Below are 18,065 nucleotides of genomic sequence, written 5' to 3' on the forward strand. Positions count from 1 at the left end.
CTATTTCGTCGGTGTTGCAAGGTGCCGCTATGGAGGACGGGCACCTGTCTCAGCAGCAGTTGAGAGTGCTGGCGTCGCTGCGGCAGCGCCCTGGTATCAACCTGACGGCCTTGGCGCGCGGCGTGGGGCTGAGCCTGCCCCGGGCCAGCCGTGTGTGCAGCGGACTGGAATCCGCCGGCTTACTGTCGCGCAGCCCGGCCGATTCCGACCGCAGAGAGATCGGGCTCGCCCTGACACCGGGCGGCATCGCACGCCTGGAGCGCGTCGAGGTCCGGCGGGTGGAGTCGCTGGTGGACGCACTCGGCCGGATGCCCGCGCGCGACCGGCGCGGTCTGGTCGCCGGGTGCCGGTACCTGGCGTCGTCACTCACTGCCATGCGGGCCGGGGGTGACTGAGGGAGTCGCGGAGACCGCCTCGTCGACCGTGGCATACACCGGCATGGCACCGTCCAGGCCGATGACGCCGATGAGCCGCTCCATGAAAGGTGAGGGGGCTGCGAGCCGCAGCCTGGAGTCGAGCTGCGAACGGCCGTGGAGAATGACGTTCACCGTGGTGGAGTCGGCGAATGTGACACCCGAGAGGTCGATGACCACGGGTGTCGTGTCCTGTGTCCCGGCGTCGTGAAGGGCCGCTTCCAGGGCATCGACGTTGTCGATGTCGAGCTCTCCGGTCACGACCACGACGGCTGCTCCCTGATGCCGGTGGGTGGCGACGAGGACGGCCTGGCCGGCCTTCGGTGGTCTTTGCACGTGGTGTCCTTCAGCTGTGGATGGACGTCGGGCGCCACGGGGGCTGCCGCACGGACAGCCCGCCCTGGAGATCCGAACCCACGATAGGAGTAATAGTTGCCGTTTGACAACATTCACCATAAGGCAACAGTCTGCACGCATGAGTCAGTTGACGGCCGGCCCGCTGTGCGGAGTCCCGGCACGGGAGTGGACCCGCCTGACGCTATGCGCTGTCCGCGACCTGGTCGCCCCGGTGATCCCCGGAACCACCGGCCTCCACGTCGAGCGCGACCGTGGCCGCGGCGTGAAAGGCCGTGAGGCCCTTGGTGAGCGCCTCAACGGCGGCCGGCTCCATCGCGTCCAGAACGACAGCGACCTCACGGGCCCGGATGCCGCGGTATTCGTTGAGCAGAACATGGCCGTGCGAGGTCAGCCGCAGTTCGACCTCTCTGCGGCTCGTGGGACTGGGGCACCGCTCCACCAGGCCCATGGCCTGCATCCGGTCACAGAGCCTGCTGACCGACGAAGCGCGCGATCCGAGGGCCCTGCCCAGGGAACGCAGGTTGGCGCCCTCGCGTTTCTCGATGATGAGCAGGGCGCGGAGCTGGGAAGGTGAGATGGTGCCCGCCGGGGCGGCCTCCTGGCCACGTCCCCACAGCAGCTCGAGTAGTTCCGATGCCGCCCGGGCAGCATCGGAGGCCTTCGCACGCGCCTGGGGCCGACCGGTAAAGCGGGACATCCCATCACTGTGTCACCCGACGAAGGTCCCTGTCAGCCCGGCAGCGGCCACCTCCCCGATCGCACTGAAGAATGCTGGAGACCGTGACCCAGAACAGCGGTATGGAGAAAGCGGTACGCGCGGCGGCACCGTACGCCCTGGTGGACACGGTCCGAGACTTCCTCGCCACGTCGCATGGTGCCACTTCCGTGCAGCTGTATCTCGTGGACTACGGGCTCTCGGTACTCAACCCGCTCGAGCCCGTTGCCGACCCGGAGCAGTCACGGTCGCTCCACAACACGCCTGAGGGACGGGCGTTCGGCAGCCAGGAGCCACGCGAGCAGCAGGTCCGGCACGGTGACGCGGTGGATCACCATCTGCCGGTGACGGTGCGCGGGGAACGACTGGGCATCCTCACCGTCAGGCTGCCGGGCGAGCGGTCCACTCCGGCGGCCATCGACGACCTGGCCCATGCCGCGGATCTCCTGGGGCACGAGCTTCTTGTCGCCGAACGGGACACCGACCTGTACCAGAGGGTCCGAAGAGTGAGCAGACTCACCCTGGCGGCCGAGATGCAGTGGCAATTGCTACCGGCTCGCGCGTGCAGCGCACCGGAGTATGCGATCGGAGCCCAACTGGAGCCCGCGTACTCCATTCACGGTGACAACTACGACTGGGCCGCGGACCGGGACGAACTCACGCTCGCCGTGACCAACGGCATGGGCGAGGGCATCCGCGCGTCGCTGCTCACCAATCTCGCCGTCAACGCCCTGCGCAACGCACGACGAGCCGGAATCGGCGTCGCGGACCAAGCGGCGCTGGCGGACCAGGCCCTCTACGAGCAGCACCGCGGCGACGCGTACGTGTCGACACTGCTCCTGCGCTTCATTCTCACTACGGGCCGTGTGGAGGTGGTCGACGCCGGTTCACCGCAGCTATGGCGAAAACGGGGCAAAAAGGTGGAGCGCATCGCCCTCGAAGCCCAGCTCCCTCTCGGCATGTTCGAGGAGACTCCGTACACGGCGCAGGAATTCCACGTCGAGCCCGGGGACCGGTTGCTGTTCCTGAGTGACGGCGTCTATGAAGCCGTCTCCCCGCTGGGAGAGGTCTACGGCGACCGTGCCCTGGCCCGGGCGATCCACTCCACCAGTCTGCTTCCGGCAGCCGCCGTCCCCCGCGCGCTGCTCCACGAGCTGGCCAGTCACCGCGCGACCGAGACCCCCGACGACGCTCTGGTGCTCTGCCTCGACTGGTTCGGCAGAGCGGACGGACGACCCTGACCTCAGGTTCCGGGGAAGTGCCTGCCTTCGGCCCGGCCTGCCGGGTCTCACTCCAGAGGCAGGATCGCTTCGACCCGCTTGCCGGTTCCGGTCGGTGTGACGGCGACGCTCTTGGCCAGACGGCACACCAGGGGCCAGCCGTAGCCGCCGATGAACTGGCCGGCCGGGCGCGGGGTGGTGGCAGGCGGATCGGAGCTGGCATCGGCAACCACCAGTCGCAGCCCGTCGGGGCCGCATTCGGCGATGAAGCCGGTCAGCCCACCACCGTGCCGGAACGCGTTGGTCACCAGCTCGGATGTCACCAGAAGCGCGTCCGCCAGCACTCCATCGCCCAGGGCCGTTCCGGCACTCCCGCCGAACCTGCGGTGCAGCATCTCCGCAACCTGCAAGCGTGCCGCCGCCGCACTGACGGGCACGGGCGCGCGCAGCTCCGCGCCGTCGGGCGCGCCTCCCCCGCTCGCGCCCTTCCCGTCGTCCACCCGTTGCGCATTCACCGTGCTGTCCGCCTGCCCCCGTGCGTCGTCCTTCTGCGACCGTCACAGCCTCGATGCGGGGAGCAGCTCACACCCGGCCCCGCGCCGCCGCCCGATCGTGGCCAGTTTCCCATGCCCCACTCCGGGCGGATGCGTGAACACCGGATTCCTGGGCCCCGGGCAGCCTCCGTATCCGCCTTCCGTGCAGGACGAGTGCCCGTCCCCCGGACGGGCCGCGCACCCCACGTCATACTGGCCAGCGGCGGAACCGAGAGGCGGAACCGTGAACCAACAACACACGGAGTACGACGTCCTGGTGGTCGGGGGCAGCGGAGTGGACACGGTGGTCCGCGTCGGCTCGCTGCCCGTACCGCTCGCCGATTCCGTGCACGTCGGGCCGATCGAGGAGTGGGCGGGCCACACCGGGGGAAACGTGGCCCTCGGAGCCCGCGCACTCGGCCTGAACGTCGCGTTGCTCGACTTCATCGGGGACGACTGGACCGGCACGCTGGTACGTGAGCGACTGGCCGCGGGCGACGTGCAGTTCGTGCCGTTGCTCTCCGCAGCGGGAACCCGTCGTGCGGTGAACCTGGTGGATGCGACCGGCCGCCGGATGTCCTTCTACGACGGGCGTGACCCGGCCGGCCTGCGGATGCCCCGGGAGTTCTATCTCCCCCGGCTCAGGCGCACGCGCCACATCCACCTCTCCATCTCGGACTTCACACGTCACCTCTTCGACGACATCGTGGATCTCGGCGTGCCCGTCTCCGCTGATCTGCATGACTGGGACGGACTGGCCGACCACCACCGGGAGTTCGCCCTACGCTCGGATCTGGTCTTTCTGAGCGCGGCGGGCGCGGGCCTGGGCACCACGGCCCTGATGCGGGAGATTCTCCGCGAGGGTCGGGCCGGGGCGGTGATCGCCACTGCGGGCGCCGAGGGCGCCTACGTCCTCACCCGGGACGGCGGTCCCACTCCGCACCACATTCCGGCAGCCGTTCCATCGGCGCCGGTGGTCGACTCGAACGGCGCCGGCGATGCATTTGTCTGCGGCTTCCTGTACGGCCGGCTGGGCGGCCGGGACGTACAGGAGTGCGCCCGACTGGGCACGGTGGCAGGTGCCTACGCGTGTACCGCGCCCGGTTCCGTCGCTCTCATCACCGAGAGCGCCCTCCTTTCGGATGGCCGGGCCCGCGGCGCCGTTTCGTAGGCCGGATCCTGCCCAGGCCGCCCGTACGGCCGGCCGTCCGCGGCACGAACGCCGGTGACGATGGTCGGGCCATCGAAGGCGGCGGTTCCCGCCCCGTCACACAGCAGCGATCACGGCGCGGAGTGAAGGAGAGCCGCTGAGACGCCGGACGGATCGGGTGACGGCTGCTTGTGCACGAACGCCGAGCGCAACGCGTGGTACGGCGCATCCGGCGAAAAGAAGGCCTGCCGCATCCGGGTCAATTCCTCATCGCGGTAGGAGGCGAGAGGCCGCACCGACTCGTCGCGCTCACGAGCCGCCTTCTTGTCGGCGATCCGGCGGTCCGTTGCGGCCCCGCCGGCGAGAGAGGCCGCCCGTTCGGCGACCTCCGCCGCGAATTCCTGCGGGGAGCTTGGGACCACCCGGTCGACCAGTCCGATGTCCTGCGCGGCGGACCCGCTGAGCGGAGTCGCGTCCCGCAGCAGGGCGGCGGCCCTGTCCGCTCCCACACGGCGCGGGAGGGTGTAGGTCCAGTACTCCGAGCCGAAGAGTCCCATGAGCCGGTAGTGCGGGTTGAGCACCGCGCCCTCCCGGCACCACACCTCGTCGGCGGCGATCGCCAGCATGGCGCCGCCCGCCGCGGCGTTGCCCGAGAGGGCGGCGACGACCAGTCGGTCGTTGGTGGTCAGGACGGCTTCGACCAGGTCGTCCATGGCCTGGATGTTGGCCCATGACTCCGCCGCGGGATCGGCCGCGGCCTCGATGACGTTCAGATGGATTCCGTTGGAGAAGAAGTCACGTTCGCCACCGAGAACCAGTACCCGGGTCGGCCGGGTACAGGCGAAACGGTAGGCGGCGAGGAGGCGGCGGCACTGACCGGTGCTCATCGCGCCGCCGGGAAAGGAGAATCTCAGGAAGCCCACGTCCGCGTGTTCGCGATAGCGGATCTCACGCCAGGTACGACGGCCCTCCAGCAACTCGAGCGGTGCAGGAACTTCCCGCACATCCACCAGCCGGTCGCCCAGCACCGTCGCGGCGGGCAACTTCACAGCGGGCCGCTCACCCGGCGCGCTGCGCAGCCGTGCCTGCGGGATCCAGACCGCCCCGTCCACGGTCGCCCGGCAGATCGCTCCGTCCCGGCTTGCCAGGATGCTCCCCGGCTCCCCCCGCAGACGGTCCTCGGCATGGCCGCCGTACAGAAAGCAGGGCACCCCCAGCACTTCGTCGGGAACACCGGGCTGGGAGTCCGCCGCACGCAACGTCCTCAGGACCGATTCGCGGGATTCCGCCGTCCAGTCGATGCTGCGTTCGTGCTGCCTCAGATACGGCCGGGAACGCACGGCGAGGCCGTGCTGCGGCTTCGGGATGTAGCTGCCCGCGGCGAAGCGCTCGACGGCCAGCAGGACGGCGGTGACCGCGGCATCCGCGATCTCACCCCGGTAGAGATCGCTCTTGCCCACCGGTGGCAGGAAGCAGGATTCGGAGGCCCAGATGTCGCCGCCGTCCATCTCCGCGGCGGCCTGGAGCACGGTCACACCCCATTGGTTCTCACCGTCCTGGACGGCCCGGTCCAGCGACGAGGGACCCCGGTCCCCCGGCGGGCCGGGATGCACGACCAGGCATACGTACTGGGACCAGATGTCCTCGGGGATCGCGGTCTTCAGCATGGGCGCGATGATCAACTGTGGCGCCCGGAGGTGTACGGCGGCGCGCAGCGACGCGTCATCCCCGGCAAGGACGAGCGCCGCACCGTGCCCGCGGTCGCAGAGCTCCGCGTACACCCGCTGCGTCAGACTGTTGAACGCGCTGGCGACGAGCAGGATTCGCACCACAACCTCCTGGCGATCGGACTGCGGCGGACGGCCGCGCGGGGCCGGCGCGCACGCACCCCGGCACCGACCCGCGGCGTACCGGCACACTGATCGTCACACCGCAGCTGCGGATCCGGCCGCGGCCCGCCGGTGAACCGGCTCCGAATGCACCGAAAGAGGGAGGCGCGGCGCGAACGGCCCACTGCGACGACGTGGAACCCGTGTTCCGCGTCAGTTCTGTGCCGCCACCCACCGGTACCAGTCGTCCATCCCCGCACCCGTGGTAGCGGAGACGGTCAGTACGTGCACGTCCGGGTTGACCGACCGTGCGTACTTCTCACAGAGGTCGACGTCGAAATCCACGTACGGCAACAAGTCGATCTTGTTGATCACCACCAGGTCCGCAGCAGCGAACATATGAGGGTACTTCAGCGGCTTGTCCGTGCCCTCTGTCACCGAGATGATCACCACTCTGCTGCGCTCACCCAGGTCGAACAGGGCAGGGCAGACCAGATTGCCGACGTTCTCGACGAACACCAGGGATCCGGCGCCGGGAGACAGCGCGGCCAGCGCGCCGTTCATCATCTCCGCGTCGAGGTGGCAACCCGCCCCGGTGTTGACCTGCACGACCGTGCATCCGGCCCGCTTGATCCGTTCGGCGTCGAGCATCGTCTCCTGGTCGCCCTCGATGACCGCCACCTGCCGCCGCTCCGCCAGGTCCCTGACGGTCCGTTCGAGCAGCGTTGTCTTCCCTGCACCGGGGGAGCTCATCAAGTTCACCGCGACGATTCCCTGACTCGCCAGCCAGACACGGTTGGCCTCGGCGAGACCCTCGTTCTTGGCCAGCACCCTCTGCTCGAGCGTGACGGTTTCACCGGAGCTCTCCTGGTGGTTGCCGCCGTGCTCATGGGTGTGCCCGTGCGGGTGCTCGCGCGCCACCGCATTTCCTGCGGAGGGCATCGCGATCCTGACGCCACCTCCGCCGGAGCCCTCTTCATCGCAACCGCACGTACCGCACATACGTCAGCCCACTCTCATCGAAACGATCTGAAGCTCCCGACCTGACATGACCTCCACGTCAACGCTGCCGCAGGGACACAGCAGGACAAGGTCGGTCAGCGCGAAAACGGTGTCGCACAGACGGCACCGCCCGGTTCCGGGCGGCTGATCGATCTCCAGCCGCGCCCCCTCGGCCACGGTGCCCTCGGTGACCAGGTCGAAGCAGAATTGCATGGAATCGGCCACTACCGCGGTGAGCATCCCCACCTGCACCCTGACGGAATGCACGGGACGGCCCGCTGCGCGTTCACATACCGCATCGACAACGCTCTGCGTGATTGACAATTCATGCATGCCGGCCTCGATCCCGCGTCGGTGGGTCCGACCGTAGAAGTGCCGCCGATCCCTACAACACTCCGACGGACCGACCGTCGGGCGGAATCACCCGACCGGAGCAGACGCGCGTGGCAGAACCCGTCCCGAATCAATTCCGACCGTCGCCCTTTCCCCGGTAACGGCCGCCCGGGAACTACAGAACCGCCCGGCGGGAACGTTCACCCCATGCCGTGACCGAGCATGATCGTATTGCGCTTTCCCGCATTGACAGGAAGATCGGCCCGGGTCTAGATGGTAGCAATGTGAGTGACATAACCCGCGTGGGTCGAGGGCCGGACTACGGAAAACTAAGGGCCGGCAGCCAACCCCGGAAGGCGGCTGTGCTATGCCGACGGAAGCAGCAGTAAAAGCGCAAGATACGCTGATCCATGTCCTGTGGATCAACGCAGGTCTCAGCTGCGACGGTGATTCCGTGGCGTTGACCGCCGCGACGCAGCCCAGCATCGAGGAGATTGCGCTCGGTGCCTTGCCCGGCCTTCCGCAGGTTGCCGTGCACTGGCCCCTCATCGATTTCGAATGCGGCCCCAACGGCGGAGCCGACGATTTCCTCGAGTGGTTCTTCAAGGCGGACCGGGGCGAGCTCGAGCCATTCGTCCTGGTCGTTGAGGGATCGATCCCCAACGAGCGGCTGCACGACGAGGGCTACTGGTGCGGATTCGGAAACGACCCCGCCACCGGACAGCCCATGACCACCAGCGAATGGCTGGACCGCCTGGCGCCCAAGGCCACCGCGATCGTCGCCGTGGGCACCTGCGCCACCTATGGCGGCATCCACGCCATGGCAGGCAACCCGACCGGCGCGATGGGCGTACCCGACTATCTGGGCTGGGACTGGAAGTCCAAGGCCGGAATCCCGATCGTGTGCGTCCCCGGCTGCCCGATTCAGCCGGACAACCTGTCGGAGACGCTCACCTATCTGCTCTACATGGCCACCGACCAGGCCCCGATGATTCCGCTCGACGACGCACTGCGCCCGACGTGGCTGTTCGGCCAGACCGTGCACGAGGGCTGCGACCGGGCCGGCTATTACGAACAGGGTGACTTCGCGAGCGAATACGGCTCACCCAAGTGCATCGTCAAACTGGGCTGCTGGGGTCCCACCGTCAAATGCAACGTGCCGAAGCGCGGCTGGATGAACGGGATCGGCGGCTGTCCCAACGTCGGCGGGATCTGCATCGGCTGCACCATGCCGGGGTTCCCCGACAAGTTCATGCCCTTCATGGACGAACCGCCCGGCGGCAAGCTCTCGTCGGTGGCCGTCGGTCCGTACGGCTCGACGATGCGGCGTCTGCGTCAGATCACCACGCACACCCTCGACCAGGAGCCGAAGTGGCGTAAGCCAGGTCCCGCACTGACCACCGGCGCCACACGTAACTGGTAACTCCGCACAAGAGAGAAAGTTGAGGGCGGCCCACATGACGGCGACGCAGCGCAGGGGCGGGAGCGGGAAACAGGGGAAAGACGAACTGGTGGAGATGGCGTGGGACCCCATCACCCGCATCGTCGGAAGCCTCGGCATCTACACGAAGATCGACTTCAAGCAGAAGGTGGTCGCCGAGTGCCACAGCACCAGTTCCATCTTCCGCGGCTATTCGGTCTTCATGAAGGGCAAGGATCCGCGCGACGCACATTTCATCACCAGCCGGATCTGCGGAATCTGCGGTGACAACCACGCGACCTGCTCCTGCTACGCGCAGAACATGGCCTATGGAGTGAAACCGCCGCACATCGGCGAATGGATCGTGAACCTCGGTGAGGCCGCGGAGTACATGTTCGACCACAACATCTTCCAGGAGAACCTGGTAGGGGTCGACTACTGCGAGAAGATGGTCGCCGAGACCAATCCCGGGGTGCTCGAGAAGGCCAACAGGACCGCTTCGCCGCATGCGGATGCCCACGGGTACAAGACCATCGGTGACATCATGCGGTCGCTGAACCCGTTCACCGGCGAGTTCTACCGTGAGGCACTCCAGGTCAGCCGCATGACCCGGGAGATGTTCTGCCTGATGGAGGGCCGGCACGTCCACCCCTCCACGCTCTACCCCGGTGGTGTGGGCACCGTGGCGACCATCCAGCTGATGACCGACTACATCACCCGGCTCCAGCGCTACGTGGAGTTCATGAAGAAGGTCGTGCCGATGCACGACGATCTCTTCGACTTCTTCTACGAGGCCCTGCCCGGATACGAGCAGGTCGGCAACCGGCGCATCCTGCTGGGCTGCTGGGGCTCCTTCCAGGATCCCGAGCACTGCAACTTCGAGTACAAGGACATGACCAACTGGGGCCGGAAGATGTACGTGACCCCCGGTGTGGTCGTCGACGGGAAACTCGTCACCACAGACCTCGTGGAGATCAACCTCGGCATCCGCATCCTGCTCGGTTCGTCGTACTACGGCGACTGGGAGGACCAGGAGATGTTCGTGACCCACGACCCCCTCGGCAACCCCGTCGACCGGCGTCATCCGTGGAACCAGCACACCAATCCCCAGCCTCAGAAGCGCGACCTCGACGACAAGTACAGCTGGGTCATGTCCCCGCGGTGGTTCGACGGCAAGGACTATCTCGCGCTCGACACCGGCGGCGGCCCGTTGGCCCGGCTGTGGACCACGGCACTGGCCGGCCTGGTGGACATCGGTTACATCCAGGCCACCGGCAACAGCGTGAAGATCAATCTTCCCAAGACCGCGCTCAAGGGTCCGGTGGAACTGGAATGGCACGTACCCAAGTGGAGCAACACCATTGAGCGCAACCGGGCACGCACCTACTTCCAGGCCTATGCGGCCGCGTGCGCACTGCACTTCGCGGAGAAGGCCCTCGTGGAGATCCGGGCCGGACGGACCAAGACCTGGGAGAAGTTCGAGGTCCCGGAGGAGGGTGTGGGCTGTGGGTTCACCGAGGCGGTGCGCGGCGTCCTCTCCCACCACATGGTGATCCGGGACGGAAAGATCGCCAATTACCACCCCTATCCGCCGACCCCCTGGAACGCGAGCCCGCGCGACACCTACGGCACTCCGGGACCCTACGAGGACGCCGTGCAGGGGCAGCCGATCTTCGAGGAGAACGACCGGGAGCACTTCAAGGGCATCGACATCATGCGCACGGTGCGCAGCTTCGACCCCTGTCTGCCCTGCGGCGTCCACATGTATCTCGGCGAGGGCAAGAAGCTGGAACTCGTGCACTCCCCCACCCAGTCCGCCGGCAGTGAATGACGTGGCAGTGGATGACGCGGCCGTGGACGGCGCCGCAGCGAGCGACTCAGTGGCAGGTGACGTGACGGAACACCTCGGGCACGGTCGGGGGGAGCCGGAACCCACACCAGTGGACACCCTTTCGGGTGACTGGCGGGCGACCGGCGAGCGCATCGACACGCTCATCGCCGCCAGCGCGTCGGGGGGCGCCGTCGCCCGCGAACGGAGCGAGGAACTGGTCCGGCTGGTCACCGATTTCTACGGTGCCGGTCTCGAGCGGCTCCTCGACCTGCTGCACGAGAAGGGCCGACTGGACGACGATGTCCTGGCCGGCTTCGCCGCGGACGACCTGGTGGCCAGTCTGCTGATGGTGCACGGCTTGCATCCCTACAGTGTGGAGACCCGGGTCGAGAAAGCGCTGGAGAGCGTCCGGCCGTACCTCGGCTCCCACGGGGGCGATGTGGAGCTGCTCGGCGTCACCGCTGACGGTGTCGTCGGGCTGCGCCTGCTGGGCAGCTGTGACGGATGCCCGTCCTCCTCGGTCACGCTCAAACTCGCCGTGCAGAGTGCGGTGGAAGCAGCGGCTCCGGAGATCACCACCATCGAGGTGGAGACCGCGGCGGAAGTGGCGTCCGAAGCTTCCGGTCCGATGGTCCCGGTCGGTGCGCTGTTCTCGCGGATCCATGAAACCGCGGTCGATTCGGACGGGTCGGGAGTGGCCTGGCAGCCGGTGCCGGAGCTCACCGGCCTGGAATCCGGTGCCGTAGTCCGTTTCACGACCGCCCGGTTCCCGGTGCTGGCCTGCCGGATCGGAGCGGACTTCTTCGCCTTCCGTGACTGGTGTGCCCGGTGCGAAAATCCGCTGGAGGGCGCAGCACTGGCCCGGCGGCTGGGCGGGGCCCCGGGTGATGCGGTGCTGCGATGCCCGGTCTGCCGCGCACACTTCGACGTACGGCGGGCAGGTGCCTGCGTCGAGTCGGAATCTCTCCACCTGGATCCCCTTCCCCTGCTGGCCGACGGTGCGACCGTCTCGGTCGCGGTGCCCGCACCGGTGGCCACATGATCACCGGAGGACGCGGCGCATCACCGGTGGCGTCGCTGCTGCGGGTCACTCGCAACCGCCCGAAGCCCGCGGCCGGCGAACGCTGCGAGATGTGCGCCGACACGATCGGGCACAGTCATCCTCATGTGGTGAACCTGGACAGCCGAGCACTGATGTGCAGCTGCCGGCCCTGCTATCTGCTGTTCAGCGACGAGGAAGCGCAGTTGCGCTACCGGGCGGTTCCCGAACGCTATCTGCACTTCTCCGGACTCGCCCTGGACGAAAGAACCTGGGACGAGATGCAGATCCCGGTCGGGCTGGCGTTCCTGTTCCGCAATTCGGTCCAGGGCCGCCTCGCCGCCTTCTATCCCGGCCCCGCAGGCGCGACCGAGTCCGAACTGCCGCTGAACACCTGGGACACCATTGTCGCGACGCACCCCGCGCTGTCGGTGCTGCGCCCCGATGTGGAAGCTCTGCTGGTACGCCGCCCAGAAGGGGGCGAGGGCAGCTGCCATCTGGTGCCGATCGACGCCTGCTACGAACTGGTCGGCACACTGCGGACGTTGTGGCGGGGGTTCGACGGCGGCCGTCAGGCACACGACGCGACGGAAGCGTTCTTCGCACAGGTGGAGGACCGCAGCCGGCCCGCAGCCGTGGGCGGCCCCCGATGAGCGCCCTCGGGTTCTCCGTGCTCGACGTTCTCGCCGAGCCGTTCACCGTCGTCCCGCAGCTGACCGCCCGGCTGCGCATCGAAGGGGATCCCGCCGAGCGTGTCCACGCGATCGTGCTGCGCTGTCAGGTCCGTATCGAGCCGCAGCGCAGGTCGTACGGAGAGTCCGAGGAGGAAGGGCTGCGCGGTCTCTTCGGCGGGCGGGACAGGTGGCCCGACACCCTGAAGCCGTTCCTCTGGATGCAGTGCAACACGACGGTCCAGGGATTCACCGGCACCACCGAAGTCGATCTCGCCCTGCCGTGCACCTATGACTTCGACGTCATCGGCTCGCGGTATCTGCATGCTCTCGAAGAGGGGACGGTACCGCTCACCCTGCTGTTCTCCGGCACCGTGTTCACCAAGGGAAGTGCCGGCTTCGGTGTACGGCAGGTGTCCTGGGACTGTGAGGCCGGCCATCGGATGCCGGTCTCCGTGTGGCGGCAGATGATCACGTTCCACTTTCCGAACTCCGGCTGGATCAGGCTGGATCAGGACGTGGTGGACCGTATCGCCGACTTCCGTGCGCGGCGTGGGCTGATCAGCTGGGACGAGACGGTGCGCACGTTGCTGGCCGACATCGGTGAGGTGGTCCCATGAGCACTGTCAGTCCCACCGGCTCCACAGGGCTCGACCAGGTGCGCGCCATCGCGGATGCGGTGCTCTACGAGGGGTACTTGCTCTACCCGTACCGTGCGAGCTCGCACAAGAACCAGTCGCGCTGGCAGTTCGGGGTGCTCGGGCCGCCGTCCGCCACGCCCGCGAGCTTCGGCGAGGAACCGGGGATGGCGATGCAGTGCCTGCTGAAGGCTCCGGCGGCTGGGCCGGCGGCGGTCAGCGTCCATCTGCGCTTTCTTCAGCTGCAGGTGCGCGAGGTGCAGCGGCGGAACGCGGACGGCGGGCACACCGCGACCGACGGCCTCAGTGTGGACGGCGTGTCCGTGCTGAGCTGGGACGAGGCGGTGGAGCGGGAAATCGTGCTGCCCGCGGTCTCGTTGGAGGAGCCGGCAGATGAGCTCCGTACGGTCCCCGGCGGGGAGGACGTCGAGGCGCTGACGGACGCGAGCGGCGCCGCGGTGGGCCGTATCGTGCGGCGCCGAGAGCCGTTGACGGTCCGGATCCGCGCGCACACGACGGTCGACCACGGCTTCGTCCGGCTGTCGGTGTCGGTGGCCAACGAACATCCCGGGACGGCCGCGGACAAGAACGCCGCGATCCGTGTCTCTCTGATCGGCTCGCATCTTCTGCTCCGGGCACACGGCACCGAATTCGCCTCACTCCTCGAACCCGCCGATGAGGCGGTCGGCCCCGCCGGACGCTGCCGCCAGCACAGGTGCTGGCCGGTGCTTGCCGGAGCGAAAGGGTCCACCGACGTCGTGCTCGGGGCCCCGATCATCCTCTACGACCATCCGGAGGTGGCCGAACAGAGCCCGGGCGCCCTTTTCGACTCCACCGAGATCGACGAGATCCTGACACTGCGGGTCATGACCATGACCGAGTCGGAGAAGGCGGAGGCAAGGGCCACCGACCCCCGGGCCCGGGAGATCATCGACCGCTGCGACGGTATGTCCGCCGCAGAGCTGCAGCAGCTGCACGGGCTGTTGCGCGACCCGCACGCTCCGGAGGCGCTCACCGTCGACGGACCGCGTGTCTCTCCTGCCGCCGACCTGCGTGACGCCGAGCCTGCCTGCTTCGACACCGGAGGAGCACCCTGGTGGGATCCGGCGGCCGATGCGGCCGTGAACCCGGAGTCCGACGCCGTGGTGATCGACGGTGTCACCGTCACCAAGGGCAGCCTCGTCCGGGTGCACCCGTCCCGACGCGCCGACGCGCAGGATCTCTTCTTCGCCGGCCAGGTGGCCAGGGTGACGGCAGTGCTCTCGGACGTCGATGGTGAGACCCATGTGGCGCTGGTCCTGGTGGACGACCCCGCGTCGGACATGCACGACTGGTACGGCCGTTACTTCTATTTCGCGCCCGACGAGCTGGAACCTCTGCCCGTCGAGAGCCCCCCGGAGCACCGAGAGGAGAGCACGTCATGAGAACCATGGGCCTGATCACCACAGCCGTCGCCGCAGTCGCGGCGGCGGCCGCCGTGGCCGTCGGGGTGATGTCGATTCCCGACATCCGCCGGTATCTGAGAATGCGTTCGATGTGAGCGAAGGAAGTGAATGCGATGAACGAAACGCCGAAGAGGAACAGGCCCGAGGAACCGCAGGAGGAGCGGGGCGCCAAGGGCTCGCGCGGCACCGGCTCGGACCAGCCGTCCGCCGGGCCTGCCGACCGCCCCGAGGGCAAGGGCAGTGACACCTCGGACACCTCCGTGAAGCCCAGGAAGTCCCGGCACCCGGACGCTCCCGATCTGCAGTCCGGCGGAGGCTGAGTCAGGAACATGACGAGCGAAGCGATCCGGCCCCGCACCGAAGGGTGCGCTGCGAACCCCACGGGCCGGACCTGACGTGGCCGGGGGCGTGCTTGTCGCCGGCATCGGCAACCTCTTCCTCGGAGACGACGGATTCGGCCCCGAGGTGGCACGCCGGCTGGCCGAGGCCGGCGGCCTGCCGCCGCGGGTCCGGGTGACCGATTACGGCATCCGGGGAATGCACCTCGCCTACGACCTGCTCGACGGATACGACGCGCTGGTACTGGTGGACGCCTGTCCCGGCGACGGCCCGCCCGGCGAGCTGACCGTACTCGAAGTCCGGGCCGAGGACCTCGGAACAGGTGATTTCGATGCACACGGGATGAATCCCGTGGCAGTTCTGGCAAATCTGGATCAATTGGGCGGTAGTCTTCCGTTCACCTACGTGGTGGGCTGCACCCCCGCCGGGGTCGAGGAGGGTATCGGGCTCAGCGAGCCGGTCTCCGCCGCCGTACCCGAAGCGGTCGGCGCAGTGCACGCATTGATCCGGCGGCTCCTGCCGTCCGGGCCCGACCGCATCGCCGAATCCACCGAGTCCCGGAGGTCCTGACCCATGTGCCTGGGCATCCCCGGCCAAGTCGTCGAGATCGTGGACGGCTTCGCGGGCCAGCTCGCACTCGTCGACGTGGAGGGGGCGCAGCGGCGTATCAACATCGGAATGCTCGACGAGCCCCCGGGCAGCGGCGACTGGGTCCTTCTGCACATGGGTTTCGCGATGGAGATCATCGACCGGGGCCGGGCACAGGAAGCCCTGTCAGGACTGGAGATGATGGGACGCCCCCGCGACCGGATCCGCCGGAGGTTCGAGGTGCACGGCGTGGTGCAGGGCGTGGGATTCAGACCGTTCGTCTATGTCACCGCTGCGGAGCTGACGCTGTCCGGCTCCGTGGCCAACACCAGTGCGGGTGTCGTCACCGAAGTCGAGGGCGATGCCCGCGCGGTGCAGGAATTCGGCCGGCGCCTGCGCACCGACGCGCCGCCCCTCGCCGTCGTCGAGGCCGTGCACGAGAGCGACCGGCCGACGCAGGGCGGTACGGGGTTCACCATCGAGGAGTCGAGCGGGACGGGCCGGGCCCGTACGCTCGTCTCCCCGGATGTCGCCACGTGCGGGAACTGCCTGGACGAGATGGGCGACCCGGCGGACCGGCGCTACCGCCATCCGTTCATCAGCTGCACCCACTGCGGGCCCCGTTTCACGATCGTCACCGGTACGCCGTACGACCGGGCCGCGACCACCATGGCCGCCTTCGACATGTGCGATGTCTGCCGGTCCGAGTACGACGATCCACGTGACCGCCGGTTCCACGCCCAGCCGATCGCCTGCCACACCTGCGGGCCGCGGCTCGAACTGATCCGCAAGGACGGGCAGCCCGAAGACGGTGAGGACGCACTGCGGGGGGCCCGTCGACTGCTCGCCGCCGGCCGGATTCTCGCGGTCAAGGGACTCGGCGGCTACCACCTTGTGTGCGACGCCCGCAATGACGAGGCGGTCGCCGAGTTGCGCCGCCGAAAGCAGCGGGGCGACAAGCCGTTCGCGGTGATGGTCAGCGGCCTCGGGGTGGCCTCCGCGCTCGTGACCATGAACAGCGACGAGGAAGCGCTGCTCGCCGGTGTGCGAAAACCGATCGTCCTCCTGCCCCTCCGCGCCGAGCTGCCTGGGACCGGGGTGTCGCACTCCGTGGCACCGGGCAGCCCGGACCTCGGACTGATGCTTCCGTACACCCCTTTGCACGTCCTGCTCTTCGGTATCGGGGACGACCCCTCGGGCCCCGATGCCCTGGTGATGACCTCCGCCAACCGTTCCGGTGAGCCGATCGTCACCGATGACGCCCGTGCGCTGACGGAACTGGCCCCACTGGTCGACGCCTGGCTGCGGCACGACCGGGTGATCCATGTGCCGTGCGACGACTCCGTCAGCAGATTCGTCGCGGGCGGGGAACTCCCGGTCCGCAGGTCCCGCGGCTATGCTCCGCTGCCTGTGGCGCTGCCCTTCGATGTACCGCCGATGCTCGCGGTAGGCGCGGATCTGAAGAACACCTGCGCACTGGGAGAAGGTCGCTACGCCTGGATGAGCCAGCACATCGGCGACATGGAGGACCTCTCCACCGTCGAGGCGCTGACACGGACCGAGAGGCATCTGCGGGAGCTGACCGGAGTCGAGCCCGGCCAGCTGGTGGCCGACAGCCATCCCGGCTACCGCTCCGGCGACTGGGCCCGGGACCACGCTCTCGGACGAGCGGTGCGGACCGTGCAGCATCATCACGCGCACATCGCTTCCGTCATGGGGGAACACGGTTTGGGCGCCGGTGAGAGAGTCATCGGAATCGCCTTCGACGGTACCGGCTTCGGTAGCGACGGAGCCGCCTGGGGCGGTGAGGCGCTGATCGCCGGCTACAAGTCGTTCCACCGGGCCGCGCACCTCGGCTACGTACCGCTGGCGGGCGGCGATGCCAGCGTGCTGCGCCCCTACCGGATGGCGCTCGCCTGTCTGCACTCGGCCGGTGTCCGCTGGGACGACAGACTGCCGCCGGTACGTGCCTGCCCCGCCAGAGAACGCGATGTACTGGCCCACCAGTTCGACACGGGATTCGGCTGCGTGCCCACGTCGAGCATGGGGCGGTTGTTCGACGCGGTCGCGTCCCTGACGGACGTCCGCCACGAGGTGCAGTACGAAGCGCAGGCGGCCGTCGAGCTCGAGGGCCTGGCCCGGTCGGGGCGCCTCCTCGACACCGGTCGGGACACCTATTCCTTCGCCGTCAGCCGATCGGCGGAGGAGGAACCCTTCATCGCCGATCCCGGTCCGGTGATCCGCGCGGTGGTCTCCGACGTACTGGCGGGAACCTCGAAGCAGCTGATCGCCGCACGCTTCCACGCGGCCGTGGCCGCCCTCGTCGTGGACCTCGCGGAGCTCTGCCGTGAGGGCAGCTCGCTCGACGTGGTCGCGCTGGGCGGCGGCGTGTTCCAGAACGCCGTACTGCTCGAGGCCGCACAGGGAGCACTGAGCCGCCGGGGTTTCACCGTGCTCCGCCCACGGCTGCTGCCGCCGAACGACGGCGGCATCGCCTTCGGTCAGCTGCTGATCGCCGCAGCGGGCTGAACTCGCGGCTTCC

Annotated in this window: 19 protein-coding genes; 13 read left to right on the forward strand and 6 right to left on the reverse strand. The window is 68.4% G+C overall.

What is annotated here, in order from left to right; genetic code table 11:
• Positions 1 to 29: 29 nt before the first annotated feature.
• Positions 30 to 395, forward strand: coding sequence for a MarR family winged helix-turn-helix transcriptional regulator (locus tag OHS16_RS01845; RefSeq protein ID WP_328535358.1), 366 nt, complete (start codon positions 30 to 32; stop codon positions 393 to 395).
• Here the strand turns inward: OHS16_RS01845 and OHS16_RS01850 are convergent.
• Positions 363 to 749, reverse strand: a complete 387-nt coding sequence (locus OHS16_RS01850; protein WP_328535359.1) for an STAS domain-containing protein — start codon at positions 747 to 749, stop codon at positions 363 to 365. The two genes, OHS16_RS01845 and OHS16_RS01850, sit on opposite strands and share 33 nt — an antisense overlap.
• Positions 750 to 951: 202 nt before the next feature.
• Positions 952 to 1,467 (reverse strand): MarR family winged helix-turn-helix transcriptional regulator, encoded by a 516-nt coding sequence (locus OHS16_RS01855; RefSeq protein ID WP_328535360.1) that lies wholly within the window; start codon positions 1,465 to 1,467, stop codon positions 952 to 954.
• A gap of 101 nt (positions 1,468 to 1,568) precedes the next feature.
• On the opposite strand from OHS16_RS01855, the gene OHS16_RS01860 reads away from it, so the two are divergent.
• Positions 1,569 to 2,726: a PP2C family protein-serine/threonine phosphatase gene (locus OHS16_RS01860; RefSeq protein WP_443042731.1), complete on the forward strand. Its 1,158-nt coding sequence runs from the start codon at positions 1,569 to 1,571 to the stop codon at positions 2,724 to 2,726.
• A 47-nt stretch (positions 2,727 to 2,773) separates the two neighbouring features.
• Here OHS16_RS01860 and OHS16_RS01865 read toward each other — a convergent pair whose 3' ends face one another.
• Positions 2,774 to 3,220, reverse strand: coding sequence for an ATP-binding protein (locus OHS16_RS01865; protein WP_328535362.1), 447 nt, complete (start codon positions 3,218 to 3,220; stop codon positions 2,774 to 2,776).
• Between the two features lie 262 nt (positions 3,221 to 3,482).
• On the opposite strand from OHS16_RS01865, the gene OHS16_RS01870 reads away from it, so the two are divergent.
• Positions 3,483 to 4,409 carry a carbohydrate kinase family protein gene (locus tag OHS16_RS01870; RefSeq protein ID WP_328535363.1) on the forward strand — a complete coding sequence of 309 codons (927 nt, stop codon included), beginning with the start codon at positions 3,483 to 3,485 and terminating at the stop codon, positions 4,407 to 4,409.
• A 110-nt stretch (positions 4,410 to 4,519) separates the two neighbouring features.
• On the opposite strand, the gene OHS16_RS01875 is transcribed toward OHS16_RS01870, so the two are convergent.
• The 3 genes from OHS16_RS01875 to OHS16_RS01885 all read right to left on the reverse strand — a co-directional run bounded on the left by OHS16_RS01875 (position 4,520) and on the right by OHS16_RS01885 (position 7,552).
• Complete coding sequence (locus tag OHS16_RS01875; RefSeq protein WP_328535364.1) at positions 4,520 to 6,217, reverse strand: hydrogenase maturation protein; 1,698 nt, start codon at positions 6,215 to 6,217, stop codon at positions 4,520 to 4,522.
• A gap of 213 nt (positions 6,218 to 6,430) precedes the next feature.
• Positions 6,431 to 7,159 carry a hydrogenase nickel incorporation protein HypB gene (gene hypB / locus OHS16_RS01880; protein ID WP_328535365.1) on the reverse strand — a complete coding sequence of 243 codons (729 nt, stop codon included), beginning with the start codon at positions 7,157 to 7,159 and terminating at the stop codon, positions 6,431 to 6,433.
• Between the two features lie 63 nt (positions 7,160 to 7,222).
• Positions 7,223 to 7,552, reverse strand: a complete 330-nt coding sequence (locus OHS16_RS01885; RefSeq protein WP_328535366.1) for a hydrogenase maturation nickel metallochaperone HypA/HybF — start codon at positions 7,550 to 7,552, stop codon at positions 7,223 to 7,225.
• Positions 7,553 to 7,919: 367 nt separating this feature from the next.
• Between OHS16_RS01885 and OHS16_RS01890 the strand changes: the two genes are divergently transcribed.
• From OHS16_RS01890 to hypF, 10 genes are all read left to right on the forward strand, one after another.
• The gene (locus OHS16_RS01890) at positions 7,920 to 8,975 is read left to right on the forward strand and encodes a hydrogenase expression protein HypE (protein ID WP_328535367.1); all 1,056 of its coding nucleotides are present in this window, start codon (positions 7,920 to 7,922) and stop codon (positions 8,973 to 8,975) included.
• A 34-nt stretch (positions 8,976 to 9,009) separates the two neighbouring features.
• Complete coding sequence (locus tag OHS16_RS01895; protein ID WP_328535368.1) at positions 9,010 to 10,803, forward strand: nickel-dependent hydrogenase large subunit; 1,794 nt, start codon at positions 9,010 to 9,012, stop codon at positions 10,801 to 10,803.
• Between the two features lie 109 nt (positions 10,804 to 10,912).
• Positions 10,913 to 11,845, forward strand: coding sequence for a NifU family protein (locus OHS16_RS01900; RefSeq protein WP_328535369.1), 933 nt, complete (start codon positions 10,913 to 10,915; stop codon positions 11,843 to 11,845).
• Positions 11,842 to 12,495 (forward strand): DUF5947 family protein, encoded by a 654-nt coding sequence (locus tag OHS16_RS01905; RefSeq protein ID WP_328535370.1) that lies wholly within the window; start codon positions 11,842 to 11,844, stop codon positions 12,493 to 12,495. Before OHS16_RS01900 ends, OHS16_RS01905 begins: the two co-directional genes overlap by 4 nt.
• The gene (locus OHS16_RS01910; RefSeq protein ID WP_328535371.1) at positions 12,492 to 13,133 is read left to right on the forward strand and encodes a DUF6084 family protein; all 642 of its coding nucleotides are present in this window, start codon (positions 12,492 to 12,494) and stop codon (positions 13,131 to 13,133) included. The genes OHS16_RS01905 and OHS16_RS01910 overlap by 4 nt, the downstream gene beginning before the upstream one ends.
• Positions 13,130 to 14,575 carry a hypothetical protein gene (locus tag OHS16_RS01915; protein WP_328535372.1) on the forward strand — a complete coding sequence of 482 codons (1,446 nt, stop codon included), beginning with the start codon at positions 13,130 to 13,132 and terminating at the stop codon, positions 14,573 to 14,575. The genes OHS16_RS01910 and OHS16_RS01915 overlap by 4 nt, the downstream gene beginning before the upstream one ends.
• Positions 14,572 to 14,691 carry a DUF6893 family small protein gene (locus OHS16_RS32040; protein WP_443042542.1) on the forward strand — a complete coding sequence of 40 codons (120 nt, stop codon included), beginning with the start codon at positions 14,572 to 14,574 and terminating at the stop codon, positions 14,689 to 14,691. Before OHS16_RS01915 ends, OHS16_RS32040 begins: the two co-directional genes overlap by 4 nt.
• A gap of 18 nt (positions 14,692 to 14,709) precedes the next feature.
• A complete protein-coding gene (locus OHS16_RS01920; protein ID WP_328535373.1) occupies positions 14,710 to 14,916 on the forward strand; it encodes a hypothetical protein in 207 nt (68 codons plus the stop codon).
• A gap of 76 nt (positions 14,917 to 14,992) precedes the next feature.
• Entirely contained in the window at positions 14,993 to 15,505 is a 513-nt protein-coding gene (locus OHS16_RS01925; RefSeq protein WP_328535374.1) for a hydrogenase maturation protease, read from the forward strand.
• A 3-nt stretch (positions 15,506 to 15,508) separates the two neighbouring features.
• Positions 15,509 to 18,052, forward strand: a complete 2,544-nt coding sequence (gene hypF / locus OHS16_RS01930) for a carbamoyltransferase HypF (RefSeq protein WP_328535375.1) — start codon at positions 15,509 to 15,511, stop codon at positions 18,050 to 18,052.
• The last annotated feature ends 13 nt before the right edge of the window (positions 18,053 to 18,065 follow it).

It is taken from the genome of Streptomyces sp. NBC_00344 (genome assembly GCF_036088315.1).
In the GTDB taxonomy this organism is placed as follows: domain Bacteria; phylum Actinomycetota; class Actinomycetes; order Streptomycetales; family Streptomycetaceae; genus Streptomyces.

Excerpts from the sequence above, each read along its gene's own strand:
- OHS16_RS01910 (WP_328535371.1), top strand. The coding sequence starts at position 12,492 with ATGAGCGCCCTCGGGTTCTCCGTGCTCGACGTTCTCGCCGAGCCGTTC.
- OHS16_RS01890 (WP_328535367.1), top strand. The coding sequence starts at position 7,920 with ATGCCGACGGAAGCAGCAGTAAAAGCGCAAGATACGCTGATCCATGTC.
- OHS16_RS01845 (WP_328535358.1), top strand. The coding sequence starts at position 30 with ATGGAGGACGGGCACCTGTCTCAGCAGCAGTTGAGAGTGCTGGCGTCG.
- OHS16_RS01920 (WP_328535373.1), top strand. The coding sequence starts at position 14,710 with ATGAACGAAACGCCGAAGAGGAACAGGCCCGAGGAACCGCAGGAGGAG.
- OHS16_RS32040 (WP_443042542.1), top strand. The coding sequence starts at position 14,572 with ATGAGAACCATGGGCCTGATCACCACAGCCGTCGCCGCAGTCGCGGCG.
- OHS16_RS01895 (WP_328535368.1), top strand. The coding sequence starts at position 9,010 with ATGACGGCGACGCAGCGCAGGGGCGGGAGCGGGAAACAGGGGAAAGAC.
- hypB (WP_328535365.1), bottom strand. The coding sequence starts at position 7,159 with ATGCCCTCCGCAGGAAATGCGGTGGCGCGCGAGCACCCGCACGGGCAC.
- OHS16_RS01905 (WP_328535370.1), top strand. The coding sequence starts at position 11,842 with ATGATCACCGGAGGACGCGGCGCATCACCGGTGGCGTCGCTGCTGCGG.
- OHS16_RS01885 (WP_328535366.1), bottom strand. The coding sequence starts at position 7,552 with ATGCATGAATTGTCAATCACGCAGAGCGTTGTCGATGCGGTATGTGAA.
- hypF (WP_328535375.1), top strand. The coding sequence starts at position 15,509 with ATGTGCCTGGGCATCCCCGGCCAAGTCGTCGAGATCGTGGACGGCTTC.
- OHS16_RS01855 (WP_328535360.1), bottom strand. The coding sequence starts at position 1,467 with ATGTCCCGCTTTACCGGTCGGCCCCAGGCGCGTGCGAAGGCCTCCGAT.
- OHS16_RS01915 (WP_328535372.1), top strand. The coding sequence starts at position 13,130 with ATGAGCACTGTCAGTCCCACCGGCTCCACAGGGCTCGACCAGGTGCGC.
- OHS16_RS01860 (WP_443042731.1), top strand. The coding sequence starts at position 1,569 with ATGGAGAAAGCGGTACGCGCGGCGGCACCGTACGCCCTGGTGGACACG.